Origin of the sequence: Streptomyces sp. NPDC003023, assembly GCF_042888225.1 — a bacterium.
In the GTDB taxonomy this organism is placed as follows: Bacteria; Actinomycetota; Actinomycetes; order Streptomycetales; family Streptomycetaceae; genus Streptomyces.
In genome coordinates this window covers 176,915-188,672 of record NZ_JBIAPL010000013.1, presented here as the reverse complement: position 1 = coordinate 188,672, position 11,758 = coordinate 176,915, and the positions used below count along the sequence as shown (strand labels likewise).

The 11,758-nt window shown below is 69.2% G+C and carries 14 protein-coding genes; 9 read left to right on the top strand and 5 right to left on the bottom strand.

The genetic code is table 11. The features are described 5' to 3' along the window. Nucleotides 1-178 precede the first annotated feature (178 nt). A complete protein-coding gene (locus ACFYV1_RS31230; RefSeq protein ID WP_389398980.1) occupies nt 179-829 on the bottom strand; it encodes an AIM24 family protein in 651 nt (216 codons plus the stop codon). Beyond that, nucleotides 829-1,467, bottom strand: coding sequence for an AIM24 family protein (locus tag ACFYV1_RS31225; protein WP_389398979.1), 639 nt, complete (start codon nt 1,465-1,467; stop codon nt 829-831). Before ACFYV1_RS31225 ends, ACFYV1_RS31230 begins: the two co-directional genes overlap by 1 nt. 180 nt (nt 1,468-1,647) lie before the next feature. On the opposite strand from ACFYV1_RS31225, the gene ACFYV1_RS31220 reads away from it, so the two are divergent. From ACFYV1_RS31220 to ACFYV1_RS31200, 5 genes are all read left to right on the top strand, one after another. Continuing rightward, nucleotides 1,648-1,992 (top strand): DUF3817 domain-containing protein, encoded by a 345-nt coding sequence (locus ACFYV1_RS31220; protein WP_389398978.1) that lies wholly within the window; start codon nt 1,648-1,650, stop codon nt 1,990-1,992. Beyond that, a complete protein-coding gene (locus ACFYV1_RS31215; protein WP_389398977.1) occupies nt 1,989-2,282 on the top strand; it encodes an MTH1187 family thiamine-binding protein in 294 nt (97 codons plus the stop codon). The genes ACFYV1_RS31220 and ACFYV1_RS31215 overlap by 4 nt, the downstream gene beginning before the upstream one ends. Nucleotides 2,283-2,547: 265 nt before the next feature. Continuing rightward, entirely contained in the window at nt 2,548-3,057 is a 510-nt protein-coding gene (locus ACFYV1_RS31210; RefSeq protein WP_389398976.1) for a MarR family winged helix-turn-helix transcriptional regulator, read from the top strand. Between the two features lie 52 nt (nt 3,058-3,109). Beyond that, nucleotides 3,110-3,439 carry a DUF3817 domain-containing protein gene (locus ACFYV1_RS31205; RefSeq protein ID WP_389398975.1) on the top strand — a complete coding sequence of 110 codons (330 nt, stop codon included), beginning with the start codon at nt 3,110-3,112 and terminating at the stop codon, nt 3,437-3,439. Nucleotides 3,440-3,519: 80 nt separating this feature from the next. Continuing rightward, on the top strand, nt 3,520-5,220 hold the full coding sequence (locus ACFYV1_RS31200; RefSeq protein ID WP_389398974.1) for a methylmalonyl-CoA mutase: 1,701 nt from the start codon (nt 3,520-3,522) through the stop codon (nt 5,218-5,220). Nucleotides 5,221-5,233: 13 nt separating this feature from the next. On the opposite strand, the gene ACFYV1_RS31195 is transcribed toward ACFYV1_RS31200, so the two are convergent. Further along, complete coding sequence (locus ACFYV1_RS31195; RefSeq protein WP_389398973.1) at nt 5,234-5,881, bottom strand: TetR/AcrR family transcriptional regulator; 648 nt, start codon at nt 5,879-5,881, stop codon at nt 5,234-5,236. A gap of 192 nt (nt 5,882-6,073) precedes the next feature. Between ACFYV1_RS31195 and ACFYV1_RS31190 the strand changes: the two genes are divergently transcribed. The 4 genes from ACFYV1_RS31190 (at nt 6,074) to ACFYV1_RS31175 (ending at nt 10,376) form a co-directional block, all read left to right on the top strand. Next, nucleotides 6,074-7,042, top strand: a complete 969-nt coding sequence (locus ACFYV1_RS31190) for a tetratricopeptide repeat protein (RefSeq protein WP_389398972.1) — start codon at nt 6,074-6,076, stop codon at nt 7,040-7,042. A 716-nt stretch (nt 7,043-7,758) separates the two neighbouring features. Then, on the top strand, nt 7,759-8,430 hold the full coding sequence (locus tag ACFYV1_RS31185; RefSeq protein ID WP_389398971.1) for a DUF6230 family protein: 672 nt from the start codon (nt 7,759-7,761) through the stop codon (nt 8,428-8,430). Between the two features lie 97 nt (nt 8,431-8,527). Beyond that, on the top strand, nt 8,528-9,085 hold the full coding sequence (locus ACFYV1_RS31180) for a DUF6114 domain-containing protein (RefSeq protein WP_389398970.1): 558 nt from the start codon (nt 8,528-8,530) through the stop codon (nt 9,083-9,085). Further along, nucleotides 9,075-10,376: a hypothetical protein gene (locus ACFYV1_RS31175; protein WP_389398969.1), complete on the top strand. Its 1,302-nt coding sequence runs from the start codon at nt 9,075-9,077 to the stop codon at nt 10,374-10,376. Before ACFYV1_RS31180 ends, ACFYV1_RS31175 begins: the two co-directional genes overlap by 11 nt. A gap of 189 nt (nt 10,377-10,565) precedes the next feature. Here the strand turns inward: ACFYV1_RS31175 and ACFYV1_RS31170 are convergent, their stop codons facing one another. Beyond that, nucleotides 10,566-10,955 carry a GntR family transcriptional regulator gene (locus tag ACFYV1_RS31170; protein WP_389398968.1) on the bottom strand — a complete coding sequence of 130 codons (390 nt, stop codon included), beginning with the start codon at nt 10,953-10,955 and terminating at the stop codon, nt 10,566-10,568. Then, nucleotides 10,952-11,710, bottom strand: coding sequence for a hypothetical protein (locus tag ACFYV1_RS31165; RefSeq protein WP_389398967.1), 759 nt, complete (start codon nt 11,708-11,710; stop codon nt 10,952-10,954). The genes ACFYV1_RS31170 and ACFYV1_RS31165 overlap by 4 nt, the downstream gene beginning before the upstream one ends. Nucleotides 11,711-11,758: the final 48 nt, after the last annotated feature.

Here is an 11,758-nt window from a genome sequence, read left to right as displayed (position 1 = left end):
GGGCGGACAAGAAACGCCATCCCCACGCCGCCCGCATCCTCGCCCGATCCTGGCTGCGCGTGATGTGGGCCTGCTGGCACACCGGAACCTGCTACAACCCCGAGATCCACCGAACCAACAACAAGATCAAACAAGGCACGGAGACACCTCTGGCGGCCTAGAGGTTGACTCAGGGAACTCACAGCTTCTCCTCCGACGCCTGGACGTACACCGCACCGTTGCCGCTCAGCTCCAGCTGGAACGCCTCACCGGAGCCGCGCCCCACCATGTCGCGCCAGCCGAGCGCGGTGGAGAGCTTGTTCCGTACGTCGCCGTGGTGGGCGACGTACGCCTGCGGGTCCACGTGGACCGGGCGCCCGGGTGCGATCGGAAGCTGGATCACGCCGCCGTGGGCCATGACCGCGACCGCCCCGTGCCCCTTGAGGGTCGTGGTGAACAGGCCCTGGCCCGTCACCTGCCCGCGGACCATGCCCATGACGCCGCCCTGCGAGCCCATGAACATCGTGCCCTGCTGGAGAGTGCCGTCGAAGGCGAGCAGCCGGTCGGCCTCCACGTACAGGGTGTCGCCGGTCAGCTGTATGACCTGGATGTGATGGCCGCCGTGGCCGAACATCACCGTGCCGCTGCCTTCCACGGTCATCAGCGGCGTGGCCTCGTTCGCGACGCGTCGTCCGATCATCGACGCCAGGCCGCCCTGACCGCCGGTCATGTTCGGCGTGAAGCTGACCTCGCCCTTGTAGGCGAGCATCGCCCCGCGCTGGCTGAACATCTTCTGGCCGGGCGTCACCGTCGCCTCGACCATCTTGGAGTTGATCTCACGGAACGGCATCAGACGTCGCCCCCGAGGGTGTTGCGCTCGCTGGGCTGGACGTAGACGAGCCCGTCGCCCTCGAAGCGGATCTGGAACGCCTCGCCGCCGCCCTCGCCGAGGAACGTGCGGAACGTCACGCCGGACTGGAAGTCCTGGCGCAGATTGCCCTGGTGGGCGATGTACGCGCCGGGGTCGACGGAGAGCGGGTACTGCGGGGTCACCCGCAGCACCACCGCCGTGCCGTCCGACATGATCGCGGCCTGGCCGGTGCCCTCGACGGTGGTAGTGAAGAGGCCGTTGCCGGTGGCGCCCCCGCGCAGCCCGGTGAAGGTCGTGCCGGTGCGCAGCCCGCCGTCGGTGCACAGCAGATTGCTGGACTCCACGTACAGCTTGTCGCCGTGCAGTTGGACGAGGCTGATCTCGCTCGCCCGGTCGGCGAAGTAGCAGGTGCCCTGCCCCTTCACCTCCATCATCGTCATCTGCTCACCGGTGAGCCGGCGGGTGACCATCCCGCGGATGCCCTCACCGCCCCCGGACATCTTCTTGAAGGCCATCTGGCCGTCGTACGCGACCATCGACCCGTTCTTCGCTTTTACGGCGTCGCCGGTCATGTCGACCGCGAGCACCTTGCTCCCCTGGAGCCGGAACGTTGCCACGGGCCGACGTTATCCGCTGATACCGGCCCCGAACAGCGTCCTCGGGGAGGATCCGGACTCCCGCGGACGCGGACCCTGTCAAAGAGTTCGCAAAATGGCCTGCCACAATGGTGCGCGAGATTGTGCATGCATTCACAAGATCCGTGCCCCCCGACCCTCCCTCACCAACGAAGGTGACCCGTGGACATCAAGACCGCCTCCTCCCTCCACCGCCTCCGCCTCGTCTCCGCGCCGGAGGCCGTCTCGTTCCTCCTGCTGCTCGTCTGCTCGGTGCTCAAGCGCACCACGGAGTTCAACGCGGTCCCGGTGATGGGCGCGATCCACGGTCTGCTCTTCGTCCTCTACGTGCTCTTCTGGCTCGACGCCTGGAACCGCACCAAGTGGGACCTGAAGACCGCGGCCCTCTACTTCGTCCTCTCCGTCCTGCCCTTCGGCGGCTTCTTCGCGGAGCGCAGGCTCAAGAGCGAGGCCGCCGACGCCGTCACCGCCTCCCGCGCCCGTGACGAGAAGGCGGTCGACGCGTGATCGTCGCCTTCTCCGTCACACCCCTGGGGGTCGGCGAGGACGTGGGGGAGTACGTCGCCGAGGCGGTCCGCGTCGTGCGGGAGTCGGGTCTGCCGAACCGCACGGACGCGATGTTCACCTCGATCGAGGGGGACTGGGACGAGGTGATGGACGTGGTCAGGCGCGCCGTCGCCGCGGTCGAGGCCCGCGCCCCGCGGGTCTCCCTCGTCCTCAAGGCCGACATCCGCCCCGGCGTGACCGACGGCCTCACCTCCAAGGTCGACACCGTCGAACGCCACCTCGCCGGCTGATTTCCCTTTCTGACGCCGAGCCCCCGGCCCCGCGGCCGGGGGCTCGGCGGCTTTCGGGCCCGGATCGGTCGTACCGGGTGCGGTCCGGGCCCCCGTGGAGCGGTCCCCGCAGCGCTGACACCCACCGCGTCAAGGCGTCAGGTGCTCCGAGCGGCCCGACCCGCCTGAGCCGCCGCGGAGCGGCAGGATCATCGGATCGAAGGATCGGAGGACCGAAAGGCGAGACGGGGCTGACCACCATGTGACCAGTCGGTAAGGTCGTGCCGTGCCGAAGCCGCTCAGCCTTCCCTTCGATCCCATCGCCCGCGCCGACGAACTCTGGCAGCAGCGGTGGGGGCCCGTGCCGTCGATGGCGGCGATCACGTCCATCATGCGCGCGCACCAGATCCTGCTCGCCGAGGTCGACGCCGTGGTCAAGCCGTACGGGCTGACCTTCGCGCGGTACGAGGCGCTGGTGCTGCTGACCTTCTCCAAGGCCGGCGAACTGCCGATGTCCAAGATCGGCGAGCGGCTGATGGTGCACCCCACGTCGGTCACGAACACGGTCGACCGGCTCGTGAGGTCCGGCCTGGTCGACAAGCGGCCCAATCCGAACGACGGCCGCGGCACCCTCGCCTCCATCACGGAGAAGGGCCGTGAAGTCGTCGAGGCGGCCACCCGCGACCTGATGGCCATGGACTTCGGCCTCGGCGCGTACGACGCGGAGGAGTGCGCGGAGATCTTCGCGATGCTGCGCCCGCTGCGGGTGTCGGCGGCGGACTTCGACGAGAAGTAGGTCACTCGACCCGCGCGAAGATCGCACCCCGCGCCCGGCTACGCTCGATGCCATGAAAGCGAATGTGCTGACCCGCTACCGCGTGATGGCCTACCTCACCGCCGTCTGGCTGCTCGTCTTCACCGGGGCCATCGTCATGAAGTACGGGTTCGACACCGGCGACACCATGCTGATCTCACAGATCCACGGTGTGCTCTTCATCGTCTACGTCGTCTTCGCCTTCGACCTCGGTTCCAAGGCGAAGTGGCCGTTCGGCAAGCTGCTGTGGGTGCTGGCCGCGGGCTGCATTCCCTTCGCCTCGTTCTTCGTCGAGCCGAAGGTGACGCGGGAGGCGCGGGCGCTGATCGCCGGCGAGCCCGCGGCGGCGACGGCCGGCGCGTAGTACGTCTCACAGCGCCGCGGGCGGGGCTCGCGGCGCTTTGCCATCGACATTTACTAGGACGTCCTAGTAAATTCGGGGGTATGGACGCTGACGCGATCGAGGAAGGCCGCCGACGCTGGCAGGCCCGTTACGACAAGGCCCGCAAGCGGGACGCCGACTTCACCACGCTCTCCGGGGATCCGGTCGAGCCCGTCTACGGGCCCAGGCCCGGGGACCACTACGACGGCTTCGAGCGCATCGGCTGGCCCGGGGAGTACCCCTTCACCCGCGGACTGCACCCCACCGGCTACCGCGGCCGGACCTGGACCATCCGCCAGTTCGCCGGCTTCGGCAACGCCGAGCAGACCAACGAGCGCTACAAGATGATCCTGGCCGCCGGCGGCGGCGGGCTCTCCGTCGCCTTCGACATGCCGACCCTCATGGGACGCGACTCCGACGACCAGCGCTCGCTCGGCGAGGTCGGCCACTGCGGTGTCGCCATCGACTCCGCCGCCGACATGGAGGTCCTGTTCAAGGACATCCCGCTCGGCGACGTGACGACCTCCATGACGATCTCCGGGCCGGCCGTCCCGGTCTTCTGCATGTACCTGGTCGCCGCCGAGCGCCAGGGTGTCGACCCGGCGGTGCTCAACGGCACGCTGCAGACCGACATCTTCAAGGAGTACATCGCGCAGAAGGAGTGGCTCTTCCAGCCGGAGCCCCATCTGCGGCTGATCGGCGACCTGATGGAGCACTGCGCGCAGGGCATCCCCGCGTACAAGCCCCTGTCGGTCTCCGGCTACCACATCCGCGAGGCGGGCGCGACGGCCGCGCAGGAGCTCGCGTACACCCTCGCCGACGGCTTCGGCTACGTGGAGCTGGGTCTGTCCCGCGGCCTCGACGTCGACACCTTCGCGCCCGGACTGTCCTTCTTCTTCGACGCGCACCTCGACTTCTTCGAGGAGATCGCCAAGTTCCGCGCCGCCCGCCGGATCTGGGCGCGCTGGATGAAGGAGGTGTACGGGGCGAAGACCGACAAGGCGCAGTGGCTGCGCTTCCACACCCAGACCGCCGGTGTCTCCCTCACTGCCCAGCAGCCGTACAACAACGTCGTGCGCACGGCGGTCGAGGCGCTCTCCGCGGTCCTCGGCGGCACCAACTCCCTGCACACCAACGCACTCGACGAGACCCTCGCGCTCCCCAGCGAGCAGGCCGCCGAGATCGCGCTGCGCACGCAGCAGGTGCTGATGGAGGAGACCGGCGTCGCGAACGTCGCCGACCCGCTGGGCGGTTCGTGGTACGTCGAGCAGCTCACCGACCGCATCGAGGCCGACGCCGAGAAGATCTTCGACCAGATCAGGGAGCGGGGCCGCCGGGCGCATCCGGACGGGCAGCACCCGATCGGTCCGATCACCTCCGGCATCCTGCGCGGCATCGAGGACGGCTGGTTCACGGGCGAGATCGCCGAGTCCGCCTTCCGCTACCAGCAGTCCCTGGAGAAGGGCGACAAGAAGGTCGTCGGCGTCAACACCGCCACCGGTTCGGTCACCGGTGACCTGGAGATCCTGCGGGTCAGCCACGAGGTCGAGCGCGAGCAGGTGCGGGCGCTGGCCGAGCGCAAGGGCCGTCGGGACGACGCGCTCGTGCGGTCCTCGCTCGACGCCATGCTGGCCGCCGCCCGCGACGGCTCCAACATGATCGCCCCGATGCTCGACGCCGTACGGGCGGAGGCCACGCTGGGCGAGATCTGCGACGCCCTGCGCGACGAGTGGGGCGTCTACACGGAGCCGCCCGGCTTCTGAGCGCCCCGCCGCGTCAGGCGGCCAGGGAGCGGAGCCCCGACACCAGCAGAACGGTGAAGAGGCGCGCCCACTCCGCGTCCACCGGCTCCGCGCTGACGAGAGTCCGGTGGACGACGGCGCCGGCCACGACGTCGAAGATCAGGTCCGTGTTGCGGGCCGCCGTTCGGGGATCGTCCTCGTACGGCAGCTCGCCGCGGGCCTGTGCGCGTCTGCGGCCCTCGACGACGAGACGCTTCTGCCGCTCCACGATCGCCGAGCGGACGCGTCCTCGCAGGGCCTCGTCGGTCGTCGACTCGGCCACGACGCCCATCAGGGCGGTCTTCGTCTCCGGCTGTTCGAGCAGTTCGGCGAACTGCAGGACGACGCCCTCGACATCGGCGGCCAGGCTGCCGCGGTCGGGGAGTTCGAGTTCGTCGAAGAGGACGGCGACCGCGTCGACGACCAGTTCGTTCTTGTTCGCCCAGCGGCGGTAGAGGGTGGTCTTGGCGACCCCCGCGCGTGCGGCCACGTCCCCCATGGTCAGCTTCGACCAGCCCAGCTCGACGAGGGAGGCGCGGGTCGCCTCCAGGATCGCGGCATCGGCCTCGGCGCTGCGAGGACGTCCCGTACGACCGGTACGCGGGGCTTCGGGGCGGGTACTGCTGGACATGCCCGCGACCATACCCGCCGGTAGTGAGAATGGCGGCTGTGAGGCAGCTCACCGGAAATGCCCTCACACGCATGGACCCCTGCAGATACGCTACGACCCGTAGCGAAAGCCATGACCGGCTCGTCGCGACAGCCACAAGGCGCCAAGGTGGGGACCTGGCGCCGACTTTTTCACATGGGCGCGCGGAAGGGGGAGGATGTACGCATGCAGCCTAGGAACATGTCCATGAGCGGCGTCGTCGACCTCGCCGCGGTGAAGGCGGCCAACGAGGCCAAGACGAAGGCGGAGCAGGCGAGGGCCGAGTCCGCCCGGCAGGGTGGCGGCGGCGCCGTCCCCCCGGCCGCCCTGGTGATCGACACCGACGAAGCCAGCTTCGAGCGCGACGTACTGCAGCGCTCCACCGAGGTCCCGGTCGTCATCGACTTCTGGGCCGAGTGGTGCGAGCCGTGCAAGCAGCTCGGCCCGCTCCTGGAGCGCCTCGCCAGGGAGTACAACGGCCGTTTCGTCCTCGCCAAGGTCGACGTCGACGCCAACCAGATGCTGATGCAGCAGTTCGGGATCCAGGGCATCCCCGCGGTCTTCGCGGTGGTGGCCGGCCAGGCGCTGCCCCTCTTCCAGGGTGCGGCCCCCGAGGCGCAGATCCGCCAGACGCTGGACCAGCTCGTGCAGGTCGCGGAGGAGCGCTTCGGTCTGACCGGCATCGCGGTCGACGCGGAGGCGTCGGACGACGCGGCCGAGGCCCCCGTTCCCGCCGGCCCGTACGACGCCCTGCTCGAAGCGGCCGTACAGGCCCTGGACGCGGGCGACTTCGGCGGTGCGGTCCAGGCCTACCGGAACGTGCTCTCGGACGATCCCGGCAACACGGAGGCGAAGCTCGGCCTCGCGCAGGCCGAACTGCTGGGCCGCGTCAAGGACATGGACCAGGCCAAGGTGCGCCGGGAAGCGGCCGACAACCCGGCCGATGCCACCGCCCAGATCGCCGCGGCCGACCTGGACCTGGTCGGCGGGCATGTGGAGGACGCCTTCGGCCGGCTCGTCGAAACCGTGCGGCGCACGGCGGGGGACGAGCGTGACGCGGCGCGGGTGCGACTGCTGGAGCTCTTCGAGGTGGTCGGTCCCGACGACCCCAGGGTGACGACGGCGCGGCAGGCCCTCGCGCGAGTGCTCTTCTGAAGCTTTTCTCCGGTGGCCTGAATGTTTCGTCGGCGCCTCTGGTGCGTTTGGTTGACGCTTCATTGACAGCCGTTATGACAAGGGTGTCCTGAGAGTCCCGTTCTGACGGAAATGCGGCGGTGGCGCTGACGCGGCGTCACCGCCGTTTTGGCGACACAGTGACAATTCGCGACGCGGCTTTGCCAAAACTTGGTAAACCGAACCTCGGGTTACTCCGAGTACAACAGCGCGCTGTTTCTGTCCGGTTATCAACAACTTTCATCCCCTCTGTGTGGCGGGTCGGTGGTACCGAGCGTGCTCGCGCGACATCGCGCGGTCGCGCCGTGGTTATGCGGCCGTTACTGCCCAGTAACGAACCCCCTTGTGCCCTGGCCTGGAATGGACAACGATCGGCGACGCTCGGTCCAATACCGCACCAGCCCGGCCACCAGCCGTGCCGCGGCACCTTGGGTCCCCACCGAGCCGGTCGACGCCGACGGCGTCGACCGCGGACAGGGGGGTTCCTGCTACAGACCGGCAGGGCCTGTCCGGCAGGTTGTGCGTGATGAGTCAGGCGCGACCAGTGGTTGTCGCTCGGGGGTGATCGCCGGTGTTTTTCGGACGCTCAGCGCGCCTGAAAGAGCAGGCGCTCTCCTTCCCGAGGACGTAGCACTTCTCCCATCCCAGGACGGGCCGAGGCCCGGACCGGAGATGTACGTCCGAGAAGGAGGAAAGTCATGGAGTCTATGGCTCGTGGTGGAACCAGATGGAAGCGGTTCGCCCTTGTCATGGTGCCGAGCGTGGCCGCGACGGCCGCGATAGGCGTCGGCCTGGCACAGGGGGCGCTCGCCGCGTCCTTCGCGGTGTCCGGCCAGGAGTTCAAGGTCACCACCGGCAAGCTCGTCGGACATGGGTTCTCCCAGTACGGCGGCGTCGACATGGGGTACAAGGACCTCAAGGGTGAAGAGAAGGTCGCGCACCCCGTTGCGATCTCGACCTTCAAGAACGCGTCGATCACCAACATGTGCCAGTCGGTCGTCACCGACGTGCCGTTCGTCGGCAAGATCACGCTGAGGCTGACCGCCGGTGACAAGGGCACCGACGTTCAGGCCGAGAAGCTCTACCTGGACGTGTCCGAACTGGACGCGGACGCCAAGTTCAAGAACATCGACATCGGCGTCGCGGCCAAGGACACGGACAACCCGGCAGGTGGCCCCGGCCCCGCGGGCAAGGGCCCGGCGGTCAAGGACACCTCCATCCTCCCCAACGGGTTCGCCCAGCAGGCGGATGAGGTCGAGCTGACCGGCGTCAAGCAGAAGGCGTGGGCGACGACCGCCGGCACCTTCGAGCTCAGTGGTCTGAGCATGCGCCTGCACAAGGGCGACGGCCCCAAGGTCGAGTGCTACTGACGGTAGCCCCGTCCGGGCGGGCGGGTGAAACTCTGGCAGCTTCGCCCGCCCGCCACTCTCTTCACACAGCAACGCCAGTACCAGGGAGCTGTTTTCCATGAGCGCCGAGACTGCAGTGTCACAGGGGCGGGACGAGCACTACACCCGCGTCCTTCGGCGGAACTTCCGTACCTGGCGGGGGCAGCGGCCCTTCTGGGCGGGTCTGCTGACCCTGCTCGGCGGGATCCCCATCGCCTACTTCCCGTATGCGACCTTCAAAATCGGCCACATGAACCTCGCCATGCAGACGACGGCGGGGGCCGGCTCGCTGATCATCGGCGTGCTGCTGGTCACGCTGGGTCTCACGATGTGGTTCCAGCACATCGTGCGGGTGTTCGCAGGCGTGGCCACGATTCTCCTGGCGCTGGTCTCCCTTCCGATCGCCAACATGGGCGGCTTCATCGTCGGGTTCGTCCTCTCCCTCACCGGCGGTGCGCTCTCGCTGTCGTGGGTTCCGGCCAAGACGGTCCTGCCCGCGCCCGCGCCCGCGGCCGAGGATCCGCTCTGGGCCGACGAGGCCGAGGCCTCCGCCGTGCCGGAGCAGTGGGACGGCCGGGGCACGGACACGCACGAGACATACACCGAAGGCAACGGCGGGAGGAACAGTGCCGGGTGACGTGACACCACCGCTGACCGCGACCGCGGGCGGCGACGGCTCGCGGGAGAGAAAAGGGCCGCGGCACGCCGCCCCGAGGAAGTCGCTGCTGACAAAGCTTCACATGCCCGCGAGCAAGGCGATCGCCCTCGCCGCGATGCCCACGGCCGTCTTCGTCGGGATGGGGCTCACGCCGAAGCTCGCCCTGGCCGACGACAAGGAGATCCCGTTCGCGCCCGGCCCGTGCGTGACCCGCTCGGACGAGCCGTCGGAATCCGCCTCACCGTCCGCCTCCGAGTCACCGAAGCCGTCCGAGTCGGCGTCCCCGAGCGAGACCGCGAAGCCGGAGCCGACGCCGAGCGCGACGTCCGGAACCGGTACGGGTGCCGACGAGCTGCTGCCGCAGCCGGGCGAGAGCCCGTCCTCCTCCGTGGCCGGATCCGAGCCGAAGGTGCCCGCACCGGAGCCGTCGGCGGGCGAGACGAAGAACCCGCTCGACCCGCTGGGCGTCGGCGAGAAGATCGAGGACTTCTTCGACGGTGTGGGCGACGCGCTCAAGGGTGAGCCGTCCGAGACGCCGTCCCCGAGCGACACCGCGACCGAGCCCGTCGAGGAGCCGGCGGAGAAGCCTTCCGAGGCGCCCGCCGACGAGCTCACGGACAAGCCCGGCGATCTCGTGGACGGAACCGTCGACAAGACCAAGGAAGCGATCAAGGACGCTGCCGAGAAGGCCGGCGTCGAGGTCGAAGAGCTGGACGAGGACGTCAAGGGTCTCGACCCCAAGAAGGACGAGGACATCCCGGAAGGTGCCAAGCCGCGCTTCCCGTGCCCGACCCCGGACCCGGACGCCCTGGCGGCCGCCGAGGCCGAGCCCGGTCTGCCGCTGCTCCCGGACGACCCGTGGATCCTCGAGAGCTCGATGCTCACCCTGAGGGGGCTGGACTACCACGGCATCGTCGAGGTGAGGACCGGCAGCGGCAAGACCAAGAAGGTCCTGAAGTTCACCGCGACGGGCGTGGACATCAAGGACCTGCACCAGCTGGTGGTCGGTCCCATGGGCACGACGACGCACGTCGAGGCCGACAAGGGGTCCACATCGACCATTCGCGACGGCGAAGTCACCATGTACACGGAGGAGTTGAAGGGTAACCTGTTCGGGATCATCCCGATCACGTTCAGCCCGGAGACCCCGCCGCCGCTGAACGTCCCCTTCGCGATGTTCACCGACGTGAAGGTCACCCAGGCCGGCCAGTTCGGCGGGACGCTCACCGTCCCCGGCCTGCACAACTACTTCACCGGCGGGAACTCCTGACCCAGGACCACCGGGAGCCGCGAAAACGCTGTGGGTCGCACCCGTTCAGGGGGGTGCGGCCCACAGCTGTTCCCGGTTCACGGGTTCACCGGCTCGGAAGCCGCCGGGCGTTCATGCCGTCGCGCCGACCCGGTGGAGCACCCGAGAACCGGTGGGCAGGGGCGGTGCCTCAGGGCGCCGACCGAAGCCCTAGCAGCTCTCCGTCGACGCCAGTGCGTGCCGGATCGCCGCCAGTGCCTCCTCGTCCGTGGCGTGGAGCTGCCTGGCCGCCGTCGCGAACAGACGGGCCTGTTCCGCGAGTTTCGCCTTCGAGTCGGAGATCGAGGCGGGTGCGACGACCTGGGTGCCCGAGCCGCGGCGGGTTCTGACCAGGCCGGCGGACTCCAGTTCGCGGTAGGCGCGGACCACCGTGTTGTTGGCCAGGCCCAGGTCGGAGGCGAGCTGGCGTACGGAGGGGAGTCGGTCGCCCTGACGGAGCCGGCCCACCGAAATCAGGTCGGCGAGCTGCGCCCGGACCTGTTCGTAGGGTGGGGTCGGACTCATGTGGTTGACGACGATGCGGATTCCGCCGGTGCTCATGGCCTCGCCTTCGTGTAGGCCGTGGGGATCAGGAGGACGCCCAGGCAGTGGCAGCCGGTCAGTGCGGAGGTGAAGGCGGTGAGGGCGAGTGCCGCCAGGGCGGCCAGTTTCGCCGCGCCTCCGCAGGCCAGGCTCAGTACGACGACCGCCATTGTGGACGAGACGGCGAACAGCGGAGCCGTCACCAGCACGCCCCAGGCACCGACTGCCGCGCGTGCCTGGACCCGGCGCTGGTCCTCCGGCTGGGGACGCAGGGTCACACGGCGCAGCAGCAGTGCGCAGGCGAGCGTGCCGAGGGCGACACCGCCCAGCGCGGGCCAGGCGTAGTAGAGGCCGGGCCAGGGGCTGAGAAGCTGGGACCCGGCCGGGCATTCAACGGCCAGAGCCCGTCCGGAGCGGCCTTTGGAGTCCGCTGACGCCGTGGTCGCGGAGATGACGACGAGCACCGTGAGGATCGCCGTCTGCGCGGTGACGAACAGTGTGAGGGCGCGGGGTATGCGGTCGCGGACGCGGCGGGGCGTCACTTCCGCCACCCGTATCCAGTCCCGTCCGGGGCGGGCGATGAGATCGGCCACAAGGACGCCGGCCATCACGGACAGGCCGAACACGGGGAACGCGTACAGGAGTTGGACATCCGGCTCCGGGCTGAAGTCGACGAACACCCCGACCGCGATGCCGGCGGCCGCGCCGGCCCATCGGACGAGAGTGTCGATCCAGGTCCGCCAGGTGTCTTCCGTCGTCGTGGCAGCAGACATGCCTGCCCCCTTTCGTGGTCCGCTCGGCCCCATCAGGTGTATCAGTCT